Source organism: Photorhabdus noenieputensis (genome assembly GCF_018448935.1).
GTDB classification, from domain to species: domain Bacteria; phylum Pseudomonadota; class Gammaproteobacteria; order Enterobacterales; family Enterobacteriaceae; genus Photorhabdus; species Photorhabdus noenieputensis.
Map to the genome: position 1 here is coordinate 248,587 of NZ_RCWC01000001.1, position 24,118 is coordinate 272,704.

Below are 24,118 nucleotides of genomic sequence, written 5' to 3' on the forward strand. Positions count from 1 at the left end.
TTGTTTCGTTAATGTTTCATGGAAACGTAATTGATTCATTATGAAACAGATGGATTTCTCTATCAATGGTACTTTTCCACAAGCTAATAAATATCTTTAGTACTACTTTTCAATTAAAAAACAAAATATTAACTTTTTATTTTGTTTGTTTTTTTAAAGCCGCCAGCCATTTTTTATTTTATTGGTACGAATATTGCTAGATAACAAATGCGTTTCATTATAATAACAATGAGGTCATGTATGACGTTTTCCTCGGCCGGTTTGGCGTTTCGTCAGGCTATAGAAGCTGAATCCCCACTACAGGTTGTTGGTGCCATTAATGCGAATCATGCGTTGCTGGCGAAACGGGCGGGCTATAAAGCTATCTATCTTTCTGGTGGCGGTGTATCGGCAGGTTCGTTGGGTATGCCTGATCTGGGAATTTCAACGCTGGATGATGTGTTAATAGATATCCGTCGTATTACAGACGTATGCGATTTGCCATTGTTGGTGGATGCTGATATCGGTTTTGGCTCTTCTGCCTTTAATGTGGCCCGTACAGTGCGCTCAATGATCAAAGCAGGAGCTGCGGGGTTGCACATTGAGGATCAGGTCGGTGCGAAACGCTGTGGTCATCGCCCGAATAAAGAGATTGTATCCAAAGAGGAAATGGTTGATCGCATCAAGGCCGCAGTCGATGTCCGTACTGATAAAAATTTTGTCATTATGGCTCGCACCGATGCTTTGGCTGTTGAAGGATTAGCAGCGGCCCTTGATCGGGCGCAAGCCTATATCGAAGCCGGGGCAGATATGCTATTCCCTGAGGCGATCACTGAGTTACACATGTATAAAGCATTTGCGTCAACAACCAGGGTTCCTGTACTAGCCAACATCACTGAATTTGGTGCGACACCACTTTTCACGATTGAAGAATTGAAAAGTGTGGATGTCTCCATTGCCCTTTACCCACTTTCTGCTTTCCGGGCAATGAATAAGGCAGCCGAGCAGGTTTACACTACACTCCGCCGCGAAGGGACACAGAAGAGTGTGATTAGCATGATGCAGACTCGCAACGAGTTATACGAAAGCATCAACTACTACGATTTTGAACAAAAACTGGATCTGCTTTTCTCCCAGAAAAAATCTCAATGACGGACATCCCCACCTAATTTCGTCGTTTTATATGGCATAAAAACAGTAGAGGTGATACCCATGAGCGAACAGAACACGATGACTGAGTTAACCACTTTCAAGCCTAAAAAATCTGTAGCCCTTTCTGGCGTCAGTGCGGGTAACACGGCACTTTGTACAGTAGGAAAAAACGGTAATGATCTGCACTACCGTGGTTACGATATTCTTGATCTTGCAACCCAGTGTGAATTTGAAGAAGTTGCATACCTGCTGATCCACGAAAAATTGCCTTCCTACGCTGAATTGGCTGCCTATAAAGCGAAATTAACCGCATTGCGAGGTCTGCCGAGTAGCGTAAAGGCAGCACTGGAAGCATTGCCCGCCGCCGCTCATCCGATGGATGTTATGCGTACAGGCGTCTCCGTTCTGGGTTGTACGTTGCCAGAGAAAGACGATCACAACCTTGCGGGAGCGCGTGATATTGCTGACAGATTACTAGCTTCTCTCAGCTCCATGTTGCTCTATTGGTATCACTATAGCCACAATGGACGCCGCATTGAGGTAGAAACTGATGCTGAGTCGATAGGCGGACATTTTCTGCATCTTCTGCATGGTAAAAAGCCCAGTGAATCGTGGGAAAAAACCATGCATACCTCTTTGATCCTTTATGCGGAACACGAATTTAATGCCTCGACATTTACCAGTCGGGTTATTGCAGGAACTGGCACAGATATCTACTCCGCCATCATCGGGGCGATTGGAGCGCTGAGAGGGTCAAAACATGGCGGAGCAAACGAAGTCTCTTTTGAAATTCAACAGCGCTATGAAAATCCTGATGAAGCAGAGAGTGATATTCTGGCTCGTTTGGCGAGAAAAGAGGTCATTATCGGCTTTGGTCATCCGGTTTACACCATCTCTGATCCCCGTCACAAAGTGATTAAAAATGTGGCTCTGCAACTTTCTAAACAGGCAGGAACCACCAAAATGTTTGATATTGCGGATCGAATAGAAGCGGTGATGTGGGCCAATAAGAAAATGTTCCCGAACCTTGATTGGTTCTCAGCGATTTCCTATCACATGATGGGTGTGCCAACTGCAATGTTTACACCGTTGTTTGTGATTGCCCGCACAGCAGGATGGGCTGCTCACATCATTGAACAGCGTATTGATAATAAAATTATTCGTCCAGCAGCCAACTATACCGGACCAGAAAATCAAGTATTTACGCCAATTAGTAAACGTGGGTAACGCTATTTTTGATGCAGAAATAGAGATCCCTGTATGGGTGCTTTTTTAACAAGGAATTATTATGTCTACCTCTGTTGCAAACAATCGCCCTGAATATGATCAGGTCATTGTAGATATTGTGGATTATGTTATGGAATACGCCATCACATCATCCGTCGCCTATGAAACGGCTTATTACTGCTTTCTGGATACGTTAGGTTGCGGGTTAGAGGCCCTGGAATACCCGGCCTGTAAGAAATTGCTAGGGCCGATTGTGCCGGGGACAGTAGTACCCAATGGTGTACGTGTGCCGGGAACCCAATTTCAACTCGATCCGGTACAGGCGGCATTTAACATTGGTACGATGATCCGCTGGTTAGATTTCAATGACACATGGCTTGCCGCTGAATGGGGACATCCATCCGATAACCTCGGTGGTATTCTGGCAGTAGCTGATTGGCTATCAAGAAATGCCATTGCTGGTGGGAAAAAGCCTCTTACGATCAAAGATGTTTTGACGGGTATGGTTAAAGCGCATGAAATTCAGGGATGTCTTGCACTGGAGAATGCATTTAATAAAGTCGGTTTAGATCATGTCGTGCTGGTAAAAGTGGCTTCGACGGCTGTTGTTGCTGAAATGTTGGGGTTGAATCGGGAAGAGATCTTGAGCGCGGTATCGCTGGCTTGGGTTGATGGTCAATCACTGCGAACTTACCGTCATGCTCCTAATACCGGCTCACGCAAATCTTGGGCTGCTGGCGATGCAACATCCCGCGCGGTGCGTTTGGCTTTGATGGCGCAAAAGGGTGAAATGGGATATCCCTCGGTATTAACCGCAAAAACGTGGGGATTCTATGATGTTCTGTTCAATGGTCAGCCTTTTAAATTCCAGCGTGCCTATGGCTCTTATGTGATGGAAAACGTGCTGTTCAAAATCGCTTTCCCGGCGGAATTTCATGCACAAACTGCTGTGGAAGCGGCAATGAGCCTGCATCAACAACTGAAAAATGCGGGTAAAACGATCAATGACATTACAAAGATCACCATTCGTACCCATGAAGCTTGTATACGGATTATCGATAAGCAAGGCCCATTAAATAATCCTGCGGACCGAGATCACTGTATTCAGTACATGGTGGCGATTCCTTTGATCTTTGGTCGCCTTACTGCGGCGGATTATGAAGATAGCATTGCGGCAGATCCTCGCATTGATGCACTGCGGGAAAAAATAGTGTGTGTTGAAGATCTGGATTTTACCCGTGATTATCACGATCCGGAAAAACGCTCTATTGCTAACGCATTAACTGTTACGTTTACAGATGGCAGCCAGCTTGATGAAGTTAAAGTTGAATTCCCCATCGGCCATGCTCGTCGCCGTAAGGAAGGCATTCCATTATTGCTGAAAAAATTCAGCACTAACCTGGCACGTCAGTTCCCTGAAACACAACAGAAAAAAATCCTGTCTGTTTCCCTTGACCGTCCGTTACTGGAAAACATGCCGGTAAACGAATATCTCAATTTGTACGTTATTTAGATTTGTCATGCTATTGGCGGCCGCTCTCCCAAGTGCCGCTCTATCATCTACGGCAGCACTAGGAGAGATTATGTCATTCAACGCTTTTTATCAGCAATCTATTGATGATCCCAACACATTCTGGGCTGAACAGGCGCAACGTATTTTCTGGCAACACCCTTTTGAGCAAGTGCTGGATTATAACAATCCTCCCTTTGCTCGTTGGTTTTGCGGAGGAAAAACCAACCTATGTTACAACGCGCTGGATCGCTGGCTGGAAAGCCAGCCTGATGCTAAAGCGCTCATCACCATCTCAACAGAAACCAATAGTGAGAAAATATTTACTTTCAGGGAATTACATCAGGAAGTGAATCGAGCGGCTGCCATGATGCTCTCTTTGGGGGTTAAAAAAGGCGACAGAGTTCTGGTTTATATGCCGATGATTGCCGAAGCGCTGTTTGTTTTGCTTGCTTGTGCCCGTATTGGCGCTGTTCATTCTGTTGTCTTCGGTGGTTTTGCTTCCCAAAGCCTTGCTACTCGGCTGGATAATGCTGAGCCAGTGTTGGTGGTGTCTGCTGATGGAGGATCGCGCGGCGGCAAAGTCATTCCTTACAAGCCATTGTTAGATGAGGCTATTGAGCTGGCGAATCACAAACCCCGCCATGTATTGATGGTTAACCGTGGGTTGGCGGAAATGGTTTGGGTGCCGGAGAGAGATGTTGATTTCGCTACATTGCGGCAGGAGTACTTTGATGCTGACATTCCCGTAACTTGGCTTGAATCAAATGAAACCTCTTGTGTGCTCTATACTTCCGGCACGACGGGCACGCCGAAGGGGGTACAGCGTGATGTTGGTGGTTATGCTGTCGCACTGGCAACATCTATGGATATCATTTTTGGTGGTAAAGCGGGGGAGGTGTTTTTTAGCACCTCAGATATCGGCTGGATCGTTGGGCATTCTTATATTGTTTATGCTCCTTTAATTGCAGGAATGGCGACGATTATGTATGAGGGGCTGCCGATACGGCCAGATGCGGGCATTTGGTGGAAAATAGTAGAGAAATATCGAGTAACACGGATGTTTTCAGCACCTACAGCTATTCGTGTACTGAAAAAATATCCAATTGAATGTATTGGTAAATATGATATTTCATCGCTTAAGACATTGTATTTGGCGGGAGAACCGCTAGATGAGCATACCGCTCGCTGGATTGCTGAGGCTATTAATGTTCCGGTCATAGATAATTACTGGCAGACGGAAACCGGTTGGCCAATTATGGCGATTGCTCGCACGCTGGATGACAGGCCGAGTCGATTTGGCAGTACAGGCTTCCCGATGTATGGCTTTCATGTCAAGCTCATCAATGAACTGACTGGCGAGGCGTGCGGTGATAACGAAAAAGGGATGCTTGTTATTGAAGGGCCTTTACCTCCGGGTTGTATTCAAACTATCTATGGTGATGATACACGTTTTCTCAATACCTATTGGCGACACTTTGAGCATGCTGTTTATTCCACATTCGATTGGGGTATCCGTGATAGCGATGGCTATTATTTTATTTTGGGGCGTTCGGATGATGTGATTAATGTGGCTGGGCACCGTCTGGGAACGCGGGAGATAGAAGAGTGTATCGCCAGCCATGAAGATGTTGCCGAAGTGGCTGTTATTGGCATTAAGGATGCTATCAAAGGGCAAGTCGCGGTTGCTTTTGTTGTCCTCAAGGATGGGAAGGAGATCCAGAATGCCGAGCATTTTGCTGTTTTGGAAAAGGTTTTGATGGATTTGGTCAATAAACAAATTGGTAGCGTAGGCCGCCCGGCACGAGTCTATTTTGTTTCTCAGATTCCCAAAACACGTTCAGGAAAAATGTTGCGTCGAACCATGCAGGCAATATGTGAAGGGCGTGAGCCCGGTGATCTTGCTCTGATTGAAAATCCTACTGCACTGGAGGTCATTCGAGAGGCTGTTTTTTGTTAACAGACCTTGAAATTTGTAGCTCTAAGCCAAGAGAAAAGCTTGGTAGGTTTAATGATGGATATGCTAATGGAATTAAACGATTTAATAGTTAAACTTTTCGTTATTGGTTTGTTGGTAATTTGAAAATTTTATCCCGAAATTCATCTTCGCAGAACATGGTCGTAAACGTTCTAATGTCGCGTCTACGACCATGATGTAGTATAGAAAACTCAGCATATTAATAAGTTGCTGTGTTTGACTCAGCTAGTGAAATAATTATTGCACTAGGTAAAGTGGGTATTTTGTTGGATAGGAATCGTATTCAGCTAACGGAACCATCTTAATAGATGATTTATTATCTCTGATTATCTTTATTCCATTTACTGGCCATTTAGCGGAATCAAGAAGAAACGCGGCAGGTTGTCCAGTTGCGCCAATAACGGGAGCGCCGGTTTTTAATGAAGCGCCATATGGAATAGCATGGAAAATCTCAGGTGTAACTTCAACGAAGTTCTTAGTTAAAAATTGAATTGATCGAATGGAATCAGCTTGCAAACGTGTTCCAGATACAACAAATGTCAAAGGTAAACCGGCCGCTTTAATTCCATAACCTTCGTAGATATTCGCGACCTGACTAGGACGCATATTTTCACAGTTCATTCCAGCACTGACGTCGATACCAATATGCGCTAAGTCTGTAGGCGACCTACGAGGGAAATTACGCGCAGTCGCATTGATAACATCGATTGGCAGCGTACTGCACTGTCCGGTACTTGAGACAACTGAGTGCTTATCTGGTCTTGATACAATACCGGGACCTTCTACAGTGGAGGTGCTTAATTGGACATCATTGTAGATTTTCGTAGAGAAGTCTGGAGGATAAAAGCTTAAAGATAGTCTGGAGCCATCATTGTGGGCCACAATCCATGCACTGAGTGCATCAGAAAATTGCATATCGACGCTTACCCAATAGTTTTGCTGGTATCCGGTGTGATTCTCTTCCGTTTTTGTGACGAAGCCATTAGGAGTAAGTTCTTCCACTTCACTTTGAAAGGTTGGATCGGGAGATCTTAAGACATATTGCCCTCCGCCGCCGTAAATTTTATCTAGGGAATCTGCTCCGGTCGTATCGGTGTACATAAGGTAAAACATACCATTGAGATAGGATATGGATGGTTGCCCTGCTCCATAAGGATTTCCATCTAGCTTCTTGTTAGCGGGTAAGATTATCGGATTACCATTATTTGCACGTGTCCAGTTAATTCCGTCAGTACTTGTTGCGAGGCCAATTTTTGTTATACCTTCAGCATCAACGCGAACGCTGTTCCATCCACCATAATACATATAATATGTGCCATTAACTCGTATGACAGAGGGATCGCAAGTATGGACTTTATCGAATGCGGTCGCTTCCTTGTTAGGGGAAAAAACAATCTGGTAGGGGGCGCTACTTCCACGTGCGTGGAAAGGGCCATCAAGAGATGAAGATTCGGCATAGAAAATATGATCACCGGGATGAGTGCGATCGGAACCACACCACCACATCCGATATACCCCGTCCAACATCACGGAAGGCGCATAGTTGTATACCCCCCCCTTAACTACAGGACCGATAGAAGTTCGAATACCTGATGTTATTAAAGGTATTTCTGTTTGTGCTAATGATGGAGGAACCAATAATAATCCGCAGAGAATAGCCAAGCTTAAGGTGGCCAATAAAACATTTCGATAAATCACACGTAAATGGCGAAACAGCAATCCACAATAATGCAAGGAGCAAACTAAAGCATCATTTAATGTGGATCTGCGATTATTTGCCCGATCTGACATTTTAAGTACATAGTTATTGATATTTAATTGCTTGATGATGCCCCAAATTTTGGGGGCTTTTTTGATACACAAAGTCACAATTTTCTCCAGAGTTGTAAGTTGAAGTCACGGAGCGAGAAAAGTTCTTAGTAAAACCTCCCTCAAATATGCTCCTAAAAAAGATGCAATGGCTATTAACCCGCATTCGTCTCACTAAATTCAGTCGGTGATTGGTAACTTAACCTGTTATGCAACCGTGCTTTAGTTAGTGCATTGCATAATTAGTGCTGGTTTATGCGAGCAGTTCTTGTGCTGGTCTTCTGGCGTGCCTTTATAGGCATCTTCTTACCAATGTCACTATGACAAAACATTGTTTATCAGCGCTGATGTAGTGCAGAAATCTGCTGTCACATTGGTAGTTATAAAGGTAAATTTTTGTATCTTCATCCTTCCATCATCAAATCATTAGAGTTAAATAAATCAGTATAAAAAATCATATGGTCATTATTTGTTTGGTGGTGAATAACTGTTCAGGACAAAAAATGTTACATGAATCACAAAAAATATCAATGAGTTTATTTTTAAGACTATTCCTAATGAATCAATCAGAAAAATTCTGACTGAGGACTGACTCTCTTATTCTGTTTTATCGTGTGTTGTATTTCAGCCATAGAAAACGTAGCCTGCGTGTTCACAACCGTAAAAAGTTGCATAACTTAAGGTTCTTCTAATGAATGTTTTTTGTGGAGGATAAAAAATGCGGCTGTAATATGCAGGTCTATGGGTTATGTGGATAAGAGTTGATATGGAAACGGTATTATGTAGACATATTTGAGCCAAGTCTGCCTTATTTGCACGTGGGGAAATACTTTTGTTCGTGACGTTAATCTCTGCGATTTTACTCGATGTGCATGAAAATAACCCCGCAGATTTTAGAAAAACAACAAATTTTGCCGCTAAAACGACATTCCTGCATAAAGTGTTTTAACATTTGGTCATTAACTTCGTACAATCCCGTCCCTGAATGTGTTCTCTACGGAAAATAGGCTTAGTTTGTCACTGATCCAATTTTATACATCGCGGAGTCGTTTGCCAGCTTGGCTCGGTATATTCGCGATACTGATGTTGTTCATTGCGCCAGTGATCTCCCGGTCACTGGAACATGCGCGCATTGGTGAGGCTCATTCATCGAAAGTGGTCGATTGCCATAGGGTGATGTCATCTAACGATGATATACCTCGCAATATGTCTCATTTTGATGCTTTTTCCGCATCACATGCTACTAAGTCATATAGCACTAACCATCATGATGGCATGCAGATGGGTATGCATGCGGGTGGTGGTATGTCGATGTTGGAGGATATTGCCTGTGGATACTGCGTTTTTCTGATCCATATACCCATGCTGGATTTGGCGAATACACCGCTATTTTGGTCAACTTCGCTGACTTCACGGCCACCGCCGATTCAAACCGTAGCTTCATTTCTGCCGCACTTCATCTTTTCTGATTCGTTGCCTCGTGCTCCGCCTGAACAGCTCTCATCTCATTGATTTAAACATAATGAAATGTCCTGCTCATTGTTGAGTTAGGAACAGTTTGTTCATACCAAAAATGATTTGGTTGGATTCTATAACCTATTCCGTTGTTGATAGAAATATCACTTTGGAAGGTGGGTTTACATTTAAGGCAAGATGATGATGTTCGAAAAAAATATTTCTCATAAAAAAAATATGCTATCCCATTGTATCTGTTCGGCAATGCCACTTTTTCTACTCGCCGCTTTTAATGGCTATGCGGCTGAAACCGCATCAGATGCACACGACCATGTAAAGGGTGCAAAAACCAATGATGGGGATGTGATTACCGTAACCGCGCCTTTGTACTCTCCTTTGGCGATTGTCACCTCGCCAAAAACCCCCCGTCAGCCCGTTCCGGCAAGTGACGGTTCTGATTATTTAAAAACCATACCCGGATTTTCTCAAATCCGTAACGGGGGCACCAATGGCGATCCGGTATTTCGGGGAATGTTTGGTTCGAGGATTAAGCTCCTGACTGATGGTGCGGAAATGTTAGGCGCTTGCCCTGGCAGAATGGATGCCCCTTCATCCTATATTTCACCAGAGAGTTATGATTTGCTGACAGTCATTAAAGGGCCTCAAACGGTATTATGGGGGGCTGGTGCTTCCGCAGGGACCGTAAGATTTGAACGTGAGCATCCGCGCTTTGATCAGCCAGGGGTAAAAATCAATGCTAGTGGACTGACGGGTTCGAATGACCGTTGGGATGGTAATGTTGATGCTAGCATTGGTAGTGAATTGGGATATTTACGTTTAATGGCAAATAAATCCCGCTCGAATGACTACAAAGATGGTGGTGGGTATCGCGTTCCTTCACGTTGGGATAAATGGAATAGTGACCTGGCGTTAGGGTGGACGCCGGATAAAGATACGTTGCTTGAGTTCACCACAGGGAAAGGGGATGGAGAAGCTCGTTATGCTGGACGTGGTATGGATGGTTCACAGTTCAAACGTGAAAGTCTTGGTGTCCGTTTTGAGAAATCTCACATTGGTGAGGTGCTTGATAAGGTTGAAGCCCAAGTTTATTACAACTATACCAACCATATTATGGACAATATCACGCTGCGTTCCCCGAATAGCCCCATGTCGATGGGGATCTCTTCTTCGGGTTGTAAGCATGGATGTGGTATGCATATGAATATGAACCACGGTATGTCGATGCAACTGGATCGTCGCGTTGTCGGGGGGCGAGTTATGGGCACTTGGCTATGGCAAGACTTTAAATTGGAAAGCGGCGCAGATACACAAACCAATACCCACCGTAATAAAGCAGGTAATGGCTGGCAAAAGGATGCGCAATTCTATAATTATGGCCTATTTAGTGAGCTAACTTGGTATGCTACAGAACAGAGCGAATTAATAACCGGTGCTCGTCTTGATCGCAGCCGAGTAAAGAAATTTACGAGTAATAGTGAAAAAGAGCGTAATGATACTTTACCGAGTGGTTTTATGCGCTTAGAGCATACTTTGGCTGATATGCCAATGATGTTTTATGCCGGTATTGGTTATACCGAACGTTTCCCTGACTATTGGGAACTGTTCTCGCCTACCTATGGTCCGGCGGGGAGTGCCAGTGCTTTTGATGGGGTAAAAAGTGAAAAAACCACGCAGCTTGATATTGGTGCTCAATATACCGGGGAACGTTTTAATGGTTGGGTATCCGCCTATATAGGGCGTGTAAATGATTTCATTTTATTTAGATATAGCCCGACAAACGCCCGTATTAGCCAGGCTGATAATGTTAATGCCAATATTATGGGGGGAGAAATGGGCTTCGGTTATCAATTGGCAGATCATTGGAAAACGGATGCCAGCCTTGCTTATGCTTGGGGAGAAAATAGGACGGATAACAAGCCGATGCCTCAGATCCCACCTCTGGAAGCTCGCTTCGGATTGACCTATGAGCGTGGTGATTGGAGTAGTACCGGCTTGTGGCGATTGGTGAGCAGCCAGCATCGGATTGCCGTGGGGCAGGGGAATGTTGTCGGCAAAGATTTTCAAGATAGTTCAGGTTTCGGCGTGCTTTCTGCCAACGTTGCCTATAAGGTTAACAAAGATATAAAAGTGAGTGCTGGCATTGACAATATCTTGGATAAAGAATACAGCGAACATCTCAACCTTGCCGGTAATAGCACCTTTGGTTATTCAGCGAATACCTCAGTGAATGAACCCGGCCGGACGGTGTGGGCGAAAATAGGTGTAAAATTTTAATGATAAAGTGGCACCCAATAATTGGGTGCCAATTATTTATTTGCCCTTTTCCATATCGATGACTATTTCTTATTACCGATATATGGATAAACTTTTACATAATCAACATCGAATGTTGCGGTTGTTGTATTTATCGGGCCATAACCTTGTGCTGGATAACTGCGCGGTACTTCGGAGCTCAAAATAATATATTGGTTGGCGATTGAGATAGGGACTTGATTTAACCCTGGCAAATTTTGGGGAATATCATCAACATAAAATGTATAGCCACTCGGTGTCCATGCCACAGCAAATTTGTGGAATTGACCATCGGTAAGTTTACTGGTAGACAATCTCTTTGACCACTCCTTATGAGCGCTGCCATAACCATTCCAGTGAATAGCGTGATCATATTGATCCTGTGTCGCTTCGGCTAAATGTTCAAATACATCAATTTCGACACCTGATTTTTCTGGATTTGTTAAATCGAGGCCCATTGTCGGTGACTGGACCCAGAATGCAACTTGATTACCTTCTGCACGATTAAATCTGATAGCGGCTTCCCAATAGCCATATGATTGTAGAAAACTTTTTTGTGTTGAAATCATGCCACAATAATTCTGTAGCTTACCGGAAGAACTATCGGAATAGGTTTTTATGGTTAAATGGCCATTTTGTACAATAACCGCTGATTGAATATTAATACAATTTTTTCTGACACCCAGGCCACGGTAATCCCATTTTTGCGTATTAAGCGTTGTGCCATCGAAATTATCTTCAAATGACGGTGTGGGGCTGAATTCATTGGGGATTTGTGCTAGAGCATATCCACTAAACAATGTGCTTAATAACAACGTATAGGCTAACTGAATTTTCATCTATTTTCCTTGTATATTTGATGTGAATAATCGTTATTTATCCGAGAGCTATTATTGATTTCCTCTTGTCACGGAGATATGAGTTACTTTATCGAATATTGGCGACAGCGTTACCGATTTAATTTATTACCCCCATGCTTTTCGTTTTAGTTATTCAGTATGGTGTTAATATTGGTTGATAAAAATGAAAGGTAATTAAAGTCGGCAACATGGGTTGGGAAAAAATAATTGAGATAGGTAGAATAAAAAAACAGTGAATATCGATGAATAAAACCCCGTTCGTCAGAACGGGGTATATGACAATTTAAATTATTTCGATGCATCCAGAGCTTGGGCAAGATCGGCAATAATATCGTCGATATGTTCAATGCCGATTGATAAGCGAATCATATCCTGTGATATGCCGGCTTTAATTAACTCCTCATCATTTAATTGGCTATGCGTTGTTGACGCTGGATGACAGGCGAGTGATTTAGCATCGCCAATATTAACCAGCCGCACAATCAATTTTAGTGCGTCAATAAATTGCGCACCGGATTGTTGCCCGCCTTTAATACCAAAAGAGAGGAGCGCTGATGGCTTCCCACTTGCATATTGTTGAGCCAGTTGATGTTCTGGGTGGTTTGGTAACCCGGCATATTTCACCCAACTCACTTGAGGATGATCTTGCAAATAATGAGCGACTTTCAGCGCATTTTCAGTATGACGCTCCATTCTTAATGCCAGTGTTTCCAATCCTTGCAAGATAAGGAAAGCGTTAAAAGGCGACAATGCAGCGCCCATATTACGTAGCGGCACCACACGGCAATGCCCGATAAATGCTGCCTTACCGAATTGCTCGGTATAAATGACGTTATGATAGGAGGGATCTGGGGTAGTCAATATAGCAAACCGTTGCTGATATTTTTTCCAGGGGAAATTGCCGGAATCCACAATGATGCCGCCAATAGAGTTGCCATGTCCGCCCATATACTTGGTTAAAGAGTGAATAACAATATCAGCGCCATGCTCGAAGGGGCGACAAAGCACAGGCGTAGCGACGGTATTATCAACAATTAAGGGGACGCCATGACGATGAGCGACTTCGGCAAATTTTTTCAGATCAACAATATTACCGGCCGGGTTACTAATAGATTCACAAAATACCGCCTTGGTACGATCATCAATCAGTGACTCCAAGGCTGCAATATCATCGTGTTCAGCAAACCGAGTCTCAATCCCGAATCGCGGCAGTGTGTGAGCTAGCAGATTATGAGTGCCGCCATATAACTTAGCAACAGATATAATGTTATCTCCAGCGCTGGCAATGGATTGAATCGCACAGGTAACAGCCGCCATGCCAGATGCAACCGCCAAAGCAGCGATTCCTCCTTCGAGTAAAGCAACCCGTTTTTCTAATACATCATTAGTCGGGTTCATAATGCGGGAATAGATGTTGCCCTCAACCTTTAAATCAAATAGGTCGGCACCGTGTTGGGTATCGTCAAATGCATAGGATGTCGTTTGATAGATAGGAACGGCGACGGCTTTGGTGGTTGGATCAGGGGAATATCCGCCGTGGATAGCAAGAGTTTCTGGTTTCATTTTCGATCTCTTTTTTTACGGTAAGATGACATATATCTTTAATGAATAGGTGTAAGCGGCTTTTGTTAAAACAAGCCTTACTTACTATTGTTCATAAGGAATTGCTCACAAAAAACTTGATTTATCTCTCTTTTAGATTGATGAACTATTAGAATAGATATCTGTATAGACATGATATTTCCGTTAATTCTTTATCAATTAAAGAAATAATTTGAAAAAGTTATTAATTATCTGCTTTACTATGCTGGTATCTTTATTTTTTAATAATGTGGATGTTATCACATAATACTTCAATAGTTTCAGCCAAGTAACATTAACTATTAAAATATAAAATTGGAACAAAATACTTAAATAAATATTCAATCTTTTATAAAGATCACAAAAATTTCTGTGAAATAGTTAGTTTTCGTTAGATTGCTTTAATTTATTTATTCACTGTTGCCTGAGAGAAAATAGAAGGTATACTCGTGACTCTAATTTTTTCAGACTTTTTTAAATGATTTTGGTCGTAATTTATTGTTAGTATGATCAATATTGGCACTAACCAATAAATTAATGGGATTCTTATGGCTAAGTTTTCAAACCGGCGGGAGTTAAAACAACTTTTATTTTTCTCTTTCCCTATCATCGTTAGTCAGATAGCACGCACAGCAATGAGTTTTGTTGATATTGTGATGTCTGGTCACTATGCTACGGCTGATTTAGCCGCGGTAACATTAGGAAGTAGTATTTGGTTTCCTATATTTGTATTAGGATATGGGACGATTATCATGCTGGCGGCAGATGTAGCCAAGCAAAAAGCACAACATGATGACGAAGGGATTAAAGCCAGCCTTAAAAATTACTTGTTTCTGGCGGTGATACTTTCGATACCAATAATTCTTTTATTGATGTTAGTTAGCTGGTTACTTTCGTTCATCGGTATTGATGAGCATATGTTAAAAATTACACAAGGCTATGTTATTGCTCTGGCCTGTGGTGTGCCTAGTGTTATGATATTTAATGTTTTTCGTTCATTTCTACAAGGATTGGAAGACACAAAAATCGCAATGTATTTGTCTGCGGGTTCCTTATTATTGAATATACCATTAAATTACATATTTATTTATGGCAAACTGGGTTTGCCAGCAATGGGGGGCATTGGCGCGGGTATTACCACTGCAATTATTAATAATCTAATTGCTGTATTCCTGATTATCTATTTCTTGCTAAAGAAAGAATATCGTCGATATAGGATAGATTTTAGTTTACCGAAATATAATGATTTGATTAAGACTTTTTATATTAGTATGCCAAGTGGATTGGCTCTTTTTGTTGAAATGGTTTTTTTAGATGTGATTGCGATAACCGCTGCTCCTTTAGGCGCTCAAGTCATTGCTGCGCATAATATTATGCTGAATATTACCTCTATCATCTATACCATAACTGGGGGGATTGCAGCCGCTGTGACGGTGAAAGTGGGTTCCTATATTGGGAAAAGAGATAGAACAGCATTAACAGGGACTATAAAGATCTCAATTGCTTTAATTTTATCTATTTCCGCCGTTATTGGCGTTTTAATCTACTATTTCGCAGGTTCATTTATTTCGCTCTATACGAACGACAATGGCGTCATAATAATTGCGCTAAACATAATCTTTCTGTTATGCCTGTTCCAATTCTTTGACTCTTGTCAGGCGGCTTTATCCGGTATTTTACGGGGTTTTCATGATACCCGATCGGTATTTTACGCGCCGTTATTCGGTTATTGGCTAGTGGGTTTGCCATTAGGGTTTGTTTTGGCTTTGACAGACTGGGTAACCGAGCGTATGGGAATTATAGGGTTTTGGTATGGATTGGTTTTGGGCCTTCTGGTGAATGCTATTTTGCTGTTTATCATTTTAAGGGTTAGACAGAGAGGAATGATTTCTCGGTTAATTTCCTAATTTACACATGATATAGTACATTGATCATAAAATTTATACATATATATTTATTTAAATGAAAATGTTTCTGTTCTAAATTAATTTGGTTATTTTTTATTTTAATTTGTAATATAAATATAAATATAAATATAAATATAAATATAAATATAAATATAAATATAAATTGACTGATTTGTTATTTGGATGATTATATTATTATGGAATGATTTTAATGTTATTGAAAGTGATGAATGGACAGTAAAACTGTTATTCAAAATAAATGTAATACATATAGGAGTTATTATTATGATATAAATAAAGTTCGTTATTATGCTAATAGATAATTTTGCATGAAAAATTATCTATTAGCTTAAAGTTATAAATAGATGATAGTGGATTCATTACAAAATTACTCTGTTAAATAATAATCTAATGACTAAAGAGACTCATTGAAAATGAAAAATTATACCCCTAAACATTACGTTGTTAAGAAAATAGAAGATATGTCTATGACCACACAGATAGACTCAGATTCTCTGAGTCAAGCTATGTATTATCCTAATTCAGTTACTATCCATGCAGCCCCAAGAGGATCTGCAATACTTAATGATGCTCCGTCGAAATTTGGTCACGTTTTTATGACGGTTACAAGTTATGATAAGGATACTGGTAGATTGGGATCAATTACTATAGGGTTAAGTATTGGAGATAGTATTTGGACGCCAAAAGATAATCTTTCTTTTAATGACTTTATTAATTATCCAGAGGCATCTAGTCTGACTATTATCTCAGGAAATTATCCACATTATCAGAATGTGGCTAGACTTTACCAAACAGTTAAAGATTATAAAGAAGGAAAGATAGCTCCTCCAGATTATCATCTTGGAGCTTTTAACTGTATTCATTTTATTAAATAATTGACTGAAAATGCTGGAATAAATTTGAGCTTGGGATCTACTCCTGATAGTGTTGCTGAATACATAGAACATATTGCTAATGGATATAGAACACCTATAGTAATAGATCTTGATGGAGATGGTGTTAAGACGATTTCCATTGATTCAGGTATAAAATTTGATTTTGAAGGTAACGGAGATAAGGTTAAGACTGGTTGGGTAAATGAAAATGATGGTTTTTTAGTTCTTGATAGGAATAATGATGGTATAATTAACAATGGAAGCGAGCTATTTGGAGAGGAAACCATACTTTCTTCTGGTGAGAAAGCGAAAAATGGTTTTGAAGCTTTACTAGACTTGGATTCTAATAAGGATGGTATATTGGATGCTAATGATTTATGGTGGTCTTCTCTAAAGATATGGCAAGATAAGAACCGGGATGCTTATACAGATCAAGGTGAATTGAAAAGTATGGAGGAAGTTGGAATTGAATCTATTAATTTGAACTATAAAGAAATTGAGTATTTTGATTCTGAAGGGAACTATCATGGTTTGGCGTCATCTGTTAATTGGAAGGATGGCAGAAATACAGATATTGTTGATGTTTGGTTTACACAAGGTGAAAGTAGTCACTTTTCTCAGGATAATAAAATTGATAAATTAATCAGCTCTTTGGAGAGTTTTACAGAACAAAATAGTGATGTGGTCATTGAAAATATTCAGGGTGATCTCATTCAGCCGCAGAATATTCTAGTAAATAATTTAGGACAATATCATGAAGTATATTATTTTGATGATGGTTTTATTGGTTTCTAATGCATATGCTGAAAATATAGAAAAATATATTCCGAAAACAGTGTTTACAGGAATGAACTATGAGGATAAGGAAATTACTCTGAAAACACCCAGAACCGTCGAGGAGTTTCATAACTTAGAAAAATTGGCAGAAAAAGGAAGTGCAGATGCTAATTTTTTGCTTGGCCGTTTATATAGCGATAGTGCATTAGCAAGATCTGAAAGAGATTATAAAATGGCTAAGTATTATTATGAGGAAGCTTTGAGATTAGATAGAAATCATATGTTGGCTTTATATTGGTTGGGTGGAATTTATAAGTATGAAGGTAGAGATAAACAAGATGTGAAAAAAGCAATAGAACTTTATGAAAGAGCAGGTAGTTTGGGTCTTATAAGGGCATATAACAGTATTGCTGTCACTTATTTACATGGAGATGGTAACGTTCCACAAGATTTAGAGAAAGCGAAAATATATTTCCAAAAAATAGCTGACATAGGGGATAAAGAAGCTATATTTTCTTTAGAGCATTGGGATATCATACTGATACAGCTAGGATACAAAGAACCTGAATGATGTTCGTATTACAGTATCATATTTATATAAATTCCCTGTCGAGAGATAGGGGATTTTTCTGAGTTTATTTAAATGACTTATTTAATCCTTTCATGCTAGATTAAAATAGTATCAATATTGTCATTTAATAGTTTATTTGGCAAAAAATTGCTCTCCAAGATCGTGGTTATTCAATCTTCATCAATGGTAGATGATATTTAGTTGAAATTTAAATCATATTGATAATATGTTTTCTTTAGTGAAAATATATTATCAATTTTTTCTATTCTTCATAATGATTTCTATATTTAAATCATTTAGGTAATAAATGGTTTTTTTATTTTCTCTTCTCATTGTTAAATATTAATTAATGTGAAATAGCTAATTTTATACCATATAGTAACTATTTAAATAATAACTATTAAATTAATTTTTTATTGAAATAATTTCTTATTCATCTATCTATGTGTATTGATATTTTTACACTCATTATTGGGTGGTTCATCTAAGATTATATCCATTATTTCATTAAGGTTATTGTGAATATTTATTTAATAATTAAATAGTTATCTATATTAATTGCCATTCTATACAAATAGATACAATTGCTTTATGATAATGATTATCATTTCATTTTTTATTAAAAGTACGTTAATATGCGCGCCAGTCTTCGGACGGTACTAAAACTATGTAATTAAGCAATCTCTAACATTTAATTAGTTAACATAAGGAATATGCTATGAACAAAGTTAAAGTGTTAATTGCAGTATTAGGTACATGTGGGTTAGTAACACAGGTAATGGCTGATCCAGGTTTTGGGCAAACTCAAGATTTTAATGAGCAGAAACAAAGTATTCGGGTAGGTGTGACTGATCCACGTGGTGGCGGTCATCCGACTCCGGGTGGAGAACCGGGAATAGGGGTTCAGTCTATTGCGGGTGGTAAGATTACTAGCTTCTCAAATCTTGTAAGTTATGCCGCAGCGGATGCAAATGGAATTCACAAAATTTCTATGCCTGGATCGGGCAGCCATAGTGGGATGGGGGTATTTAATTTTAGTAAAGTGGCTAACGCTGATGTCTATTTTGGTGAATGGTCACAAACTGGCAAGGTGGATGATACTACTCATACCGCCTATTATTCCGGTAAAGATGTCACGACTAATTTACCTACCGGTGGTATTGCAACTTATACGGTTAAAGGAATTAACCAATATAGTGGTAGTAATGCCCTACATGGGACATTTACTGCTGATTTCGGTCAGAAAAGGCTTACTGGTTCAATAGCAAATAGTGCATTGACTGTTGATATTAATTCCAGAATTAGAACAGATGGTTCATTTTCGGGTAGAGCAACTGCTGGAAATGTTGTCGGTACAAACAGCGGGCATTTCTTTGGTGATAATGCTGCTAGTTTAGCAGGGGCTGCTACGTTTGCTTCGGACCATAGCAAAGATACTGCCTTTGGCGGAACTAAGAACCCATAATATGAGTTTGTGGTGACTGGATAAGACAAAGTTCATATGGGCTTTGTCTTATTTTTGTTTATTTTTGGTTCGACAATTAAGCAGTGATATTAACGATGTTAAATACCCCAATTGTTCGTTTTACTTTACTCATTAGTTGTTTGTTTATAAAGCCATCTCTGGTGTTGGCAGATGAAGATACCGGTAGAAGATTGTGGCATAACGTACAGCGGAATTTACAGGATCAAGAAAAAGCGCTGGTTACGGATGAAACCGTGGATAAAAAAACGGATCATTTATCGATAGTACTCAATGGTCAAACGTTTAGTGTTGAAAATAATGTGAATGATATTGGCCAGGCGCTCTATTTAGCCATTAATCATCAACAAGTGAAGGATGTCGAGCGCTTTTTGTTGATATACCAGAAGTTACCTGGACATGATACTCAATTGGTCCATTTTGCGCAGGCAAATCTGGCGCGTTCTCAGGGGGATTTGGTAGCAGCAGAACTGCATTATCAGGCCATCTTGCAGCAACAACCTGATTTTACCCGGGCTAAATTAGAGTTAGCCAGGGTCTATTATGAGAATCAAAAAAATAGGGAAGCCAGTTTACTATTTAATGAGATTTCAGCAGTTAGTCGCGATAATGAAAATAAATTACCACCAGCAGTCATTAAGAATATAACTAATTATCAGGAGGCGATTAATTTGCGTAATTCCTGGCGTGGATCTTTCTCCGTGGGATATATCTTTAACGATAACACGAATATGTCGCCGGATAAGCCTCCTGTTTGCACTATCTATCATGAAAATGGTAAGTGCGCGGTTGAACGTAATTTACCTATGGCAAAGAAAGCAAATGGTATTAGTTATGACGCTACGTTGCGTAAGATATATCCACTAAGTGGTCACCACGGTGTTTTTTTACGTTCGATGACTTATGGGGAAAGTTATCGTCATCACAGTGAGGAAAATGAAAATACCACTTCTACTTATTTAGGTTATAGCTATAAAGCACAAAAAGATGATTTCCTAATAGGGCCAGTAGTTGAGTTTAATTATATTGGTAATGATTCCCGTTATCGTACTACGGGAGTGAAAACCGAATGGATGCATATTCTATCTAAAAATCTGGCATTAAATTTGGAAGGTGAATATAAGCAGTTTCGTTATCATAAACTTTATAATCATAATGACGGTAATATGACTTCTGTTTATGCTACCTTATCTTATTATTTAACTGATCAAACCATTACCTTTGCGGGTGGTGATTGGGTTAATAAAACCAGTGTTGAAAAAGCGGATGATTATCAGCAAAAAGGCGTGCGAGCAGGCATTTCTACTCAATTGTATCCGGGAATTAATGCAGTAGTATTTACTGCATTGCGCCAACGGCAATTTGGTGATTACAGTGTACCTTTAAATGCGCGTCGTAAAGATAATGAACAATTCTATGCGGCAATTGTGAGTATGCCTAAATTTGAGATTTTTGGTTTAACCCCAGTAATTACTTATCGATTTAGAAAAAATAGTAGTAATGTTGATTGGCTCTATTCCTATAATAAGAATGAAGTGTTAGTCAAGTTTGAAAAGTATTTTTGATACTGGTTGAAGTAATAAGTTATTTCAATCCACACTATGGCAGATAATGATTATGTATAAATTAAATAATAAATATAGCAAAATAACATTCATGCTGGCATTGGCTTACAGTATGATGCCTTATTGCTCTGATGCAGAAACACTAATAACTTCGGCTCAGTCATCTAAACAGCCTGCTGAAAATAAGGCTGACCTTGGTAAAATTAACGTTTCAGCTACCAGTGAAAAAGATGAGGCAGGTTATGATGCGGTTTATGATAAAGATATTACCAATATTTACTTGGGTAAGGACTTGGTAGAACGCTATAAGGGGGCTTCACCGGCGGATGTTTTAAAAAGCGCGGTCGGCGTATTTAGTGGTGATTCGAGAAACAGTGGCGCATTAGATCCTAATATTCGAGGTATTCAGGGGCAGGGACGGGTGCCTGTTACCATTGATGGTACTGAGCAGGCAATTACCACTTGGCGTGGTTATAACGGTGCGAATAATCGTAACTATATTGATCCTAACCTGATCAGCAGCATTGAAATAGAAAAAGGCCCATCACTGACACGTGGAGTAAAAGGTTCGATCGGTGGGGCGGTAATGATCAAAACTTTGGGTATTGATGATGTGGTACCAGTAGATGAACGATTTGGTATTAACTTGAAATTAGAAACCAGCAGTAATGCTGTTAAGGAACGAGTGCCGCACTTGGAATTGGGACAAGATTATCGAGATATTCCCGGTTTTACTAAGGGATTTAATTATGTTGATCCGGCATTAGAAATTACCCCCAAGACTTCGAAAGATAATAAATTATTGGGTCTGAAAGATAATGCGATACGTCTGGCGATAGGTACCCGGCAGGAATATTTTGATTTAATGGCAGCTTATAGTTACCGCAGTAAAGGAAACTATTTTGCCGGCAAGGGTGGCGCTCATCGCTATGATGATCCCATCAGTAAAGAGGATATAGAGATCCTTGATGGTGGTACCCGGTCATATGATCCTTATTTGCCTTTTGTCGCACGTATATATCGTCCGGGAAATGAAGTGCCGAATACCTCCAGTGAAATGGAATCTTGGTTGCTTAAAAATAACTGGTACCTGGCTAATCAACAGACGATTGGGTTTGGTATTCGCAATACTAAAACGATTTATGGGGAGATTATGCCTTCGCGTCTGGGGTGGGTTAGGGCTGAAAATAATGTTGTACCACAGTGGCCGCTGGCGAATGTACATCAGCAGGCATTTAATCTGGATTATAAGTGGAAACCTGACGGGAACAAATGGGTTGATTTTGATATGAAGTTTTGGATTACCCGTACTATCAGCGATACCAATACTGCCGGGGGATATCCACGTGAACCGCGAGAGCGGGATGAAGCTTGGGATGTGGGTAGTCAGGAAAGAAATCCGAATAAAGATGGTCGTCTGGTCGATACTGCTTCTACCAATGCTCATAATAATCGTTGGGGTGTTGATCTCTCTAATGCTTTCCAATTGACTTCAAATTTAGATTTAACCTTGTCAGCCAGCCTGCAACAGGAACGTTTAGGTTCTCATGATGATTATGAAGGGAAGAATTTTTCTAGTTTTCGGTCGCCACCAAGAAAAGGGCGCCGTCAGGAAAATAATATTGCCTTTAATTTTGACTGGCGTCCTACTCCGTGGCTGGCATTAAGTGCCGGTGCTAGACGGGTAAGCTATTGGTCTAAAGATGATTTTTTAAATGAACGTTTAGCTGCCCGTGATATTGGTTATAGTAAGGATAAAAAGCTGGTTGGCCAAGGGTTACGATATTTGAGAACACTTACTGACCGGGAAGCTGAACTATATAAAAAGTTTGATGAATGTTTTGAGTGTCTAACTGATGATGAATTTGACGAATATAACTCAAAGAATTTTACAACATCAAAAGAACGAGATTCAATTCTGCGTCCTATGGTACCGGTAGAGGTGCTTTGGAAATATCATGGCGATGGTAAGTTATATAAGCAAGATAACCCTTATTTCAATGGGGAACTTGATATGAATGAGCGTCTTATTGATCCTGTGACGAATAAAGAAGTGTATAAATATGAATACAGTGCTGCTCAACAGAATAGCCGTTATATTGATGATTCTGGAGAAATATTGAGTACTGGTGATAGTGGCATTTATAAAGCAAAAAGTGAACAGGAACGTTGGTCTAAACAACCTAAACGTAAGGATCATGCTTGGGCACCGGTATTTTCCGCAACGGCCTATGTGAGTGATAATGCACGTATTTATACCCGTTATGCCGAAGCAGTACGTATGCCGAGTATCTTTGAAGATACTGTTGGCTTTTCTTCCGGCTTAACTGATAAACCTACACGTGCCTTTAAACCTGAACGTAGTAAAACAGTGGAAGTGGGTTATGTGCATGATTTAAGTCAGTTATTGGGTGCGGAACGTAATGCGGATATTAGATTCGCTTATTATAATACCATCATTGAGAATGTTTTTGACCGTGACAGTAACTTTGTATTTACTCAATTAGATAAACAGAAATTATCCGGTTTAGAAGTACAAGGACGTTATGATAACGGTAGTTTCTTTACCCATTTTGGTCTATCTTATAATCTTAAAAATAAAGTTTGTGATAAAACCGCATCGCTTATGTTAGATCTAAGAAACCAATTTGGTGTTCCTGAATGTATTGATGGCGGTTTTCCCGGTGGTTTTTTAAGGACAACTATTCCACCTCGTTATTCTCTTAATCTGAATATCGGTGGCCGGTTATTAGATGAAAATTTAGAAATCGGCAGCCGAGTGTTATACCACAGTAGCGTGGAGAATAAGGATGAAAAATGGTTAATGAGGAAAATGCCCGCTGTTTATAAAGGGATAAATAATAATCCGATGCACTGGAATTCAGTGATGACTATAGATGCTTATATTAATTATCAGGTTACGCCAGATGTAGTCGTTGAATTATCTGGCACGAACTTAACCGATCGCTATTATCTGGACCCGTTAACACGTTCCATGATGCCAGCACCTGGGCGGACGTTTAAGCTTAGTGTCACCAGTCGGTTCTGACTCTTT

The 24,118-nt window shown here is 40.3% G+C and carries 16 protein-coding genes; 13 read left to right on the forward strand and 3 right to left on the reverse strand.

Going from position 1 to position 24,118, the window contains the following annotated elements:
* Nucleotides 1–240: 240 nt before the first annotated feature.
* From prpB to EAE91_RS01110, 4 genes are all read left to right on the forward strand, one after another.
* Entirely contained in the window at nt 241–1,131 is an 891-nt protein-coding gene (gene prpB, locus EAE91_RS01095; RefSeq protein WP_214086893.1) for a methylisocitrate lyase, read from the forward strand.
* 60 nt (nt 1,132–1,191) lie between these two features.
* Nucleotides 1,192–2,358 carry a bifunctional 2-methylcitrate synthase/citrate synthase gene (gene prpC, locus EAE91_RS01100; RefSeq protein WP_214086894.1) on the forward strand — a complete coding sequence of 389 codons (1,167 nt, stop codon included), beginning with the start codon at nt 1,192–1,194 and terminating at the stop codon, nt 2,356–2,358.
* A 61-nt stretch (nt 2,359–2,419) separates the two neighbouring features.
* Nucleotides 2,420–3,871, forward strand: coding sequence for a bifunctional 2-methylcitrate dehydratase/aconitate hydratase (locus tag EAE91_RS01105; RefSeq protein WP_214086895.1), 1,452 nt, complete (start codon nt 2,420–2,422; stop codon nt 3,869–3,871).
* A gap of 7 nt (nt 3,872–3,878) precedes the next feature.
* A complete protein-coding gene (locus EAE91_RS01110; RefSeq protein ID WP_280520260.1) occupies nt 3,879–5,828 on the forward strand; it encodes a propionate--CoA ligase in 1,950 nt (649 codons plus the stop codon).
* Between the two features lie 255 nt (nt 5,829–6,083).
* Here the strand turns inward: EAE91_RS01110 and EAE91_RS01115 are convergent, their stop codons facing one another.
* A complete protein-coding gene (locus EAE91_RS01115; RefSeq protein ID WP_214086897.1) occupies nt 6,084–7,715 on the reverse strand; it encodes a glycoside hydrolase family protein in 1,632 nt (543 codons plus the stop codon).
* A gap of 990 nt (nt 7,716–8,705) precedes the next feature.
* Here EAE91_RS01115 and EAE91_RS01120 point away from each other — a divergent pair.
* Entirely contained in the window at nt 8,706–9,167 is a 462-nt protein-coding gene (locus EAE91_RS01120; RefSeq protein WP_244868585.1) for a DUF2946 domain-containing protein, read from the forward strand.
* 144 nt (nt 9,168–9,311) lie between these two features.
* Nucleotides 9,312–11,405: a TonB-dependent copper receptor gene (locus EAE91_RS01125; RefSeq protein WP_214086899.1), complete on the forward strand. Its 2,094-nt coding sequence runs from the start codon at nt 9,312–9,314 to the stop codon at nt 11,403–11,405.
* A 62-nt stretch (nt 11,406–11,467) separates the two neighbouring features.
* Here EAE91_RS01125 and EAE91_RS01130 read toward each other — a convergent pair whose 3' ends face one another.
* Together EAE91_RS01130 and EAE91_RS01135 are read right to left on the reverse strand one after the other, a co-directional pair.
* Complete coding sequence (locus EAE91_RS01130; protein WP_214086900.1) at nt 11,468–12,262, reverse strand: glycoside hydrolase family 16 protein; 795 nt, start codon at nt 12,260–12,262, stop codon at nt 11,468–11,470.
* 309 nt (nt 12,263–12,571) lie between these two features.
* On the reverse strand, nt 12,572–13,846 hold the full coding sequence (locus tag EAE91_RS01135) for a bifunctional O-acetylhomoserine aminocarboxypropyltransferase/cysteine synthase (protein WP_214086901.1): 1,275 nt from the start codon (nt 13,844–13,846) through the stop codon (nt 12,572–12,574).
* A gap of 566 nt (nt 13,847–14,412) precedes the next feature.
* Between EAE91_RS01135 and EAE91_RS01140 the strand changes: the two genes are divergently transcribed.
* The 7 genes from EAE91_RS01140 (at nt 14,413) to EAE91_RS01170 (ending at nt 24,112) form a co-directional block, all read left to right on the forward strand.
* Entirely contained in the window at nt 14,413–15,771 is a 1,359-nt protein-coding gene (locus tag EAE91_RS01140) for an MATE family efflux transporter (protein ID WP_214086902.1), read from the forward strand.
* Between the two features lie 434 nt (nt 15,772–16,205).
* On the forward strand, nt 16,206–16,667 hold the full coding sequence (locus tag EAE91_RS01145; protein WP_214086903.1) for a hypothetical protein: 462 nt from the start codon (nt 16,206–16,208) through the stop codon (nt 16,665–16,667).
* 24 nt (nt 16,668–16,691) lie between these two features.
* Nucleotides 16,692–17,462: a hypothetical protein gene (locus EAE91_RS01150; protein ID WP_214086904.1), complete on the forward strand. Its 771-nt coding sequence runs from the start codon at nt 16,692–16,694 to the stop codon at nt 17,460–17,462.
* Entirely contained in the window at nt 17,422–18,015 is a 594-nt protein-coding gene (locus EAE91_RS01155) for a tetratricopeptide repeat protein (protein WP_214086905.1), read from the forward strand. The genes EAE91_RS01150 and EAE91_RS01155 overlap by 41 nt, the downstream gene beginning before the upstream one ends.
* A gap of 718 nt (nt 18,016–18,733) precedes the next feature.
* Entirely contained in the window at nt 18,734–19,480 is a 747-nt protein-coding gene (locus EAE91_RS01160) for a Slam-dependent surface lipoprotein (protein WP_214086906.1), read from the forward strand.
* Between the two features lie 95 nt (nt 19,481–19,575).
* On the forward strand, nt 19,576–21,063 hold the full coding sequence (locus EAE91_RS01165) for a surface lipoprotein assembly modifier (RefSeq protein ID WP_214086907.1): 1,488 nt from the start codon (nt 19,576–19,578) through the stop codon (nt 21,061–21,063).
* 52 nt (nt 21,064–21,115) lie between these two features.
* Nucleotides 21,116–24,112, forward strand: a complete 2,997-nt coding sequence (locus EAE91_RS01170) for a TonB-dependent receptor domain-containing protein (protein ID WP_214086908.1) — start codon at nt 21,116–21,118, stop codon at nt 24,110–24,112.
* The last annotated feature ends 6 nt before the right edge of the window (nt 24,113–24,118 follow it).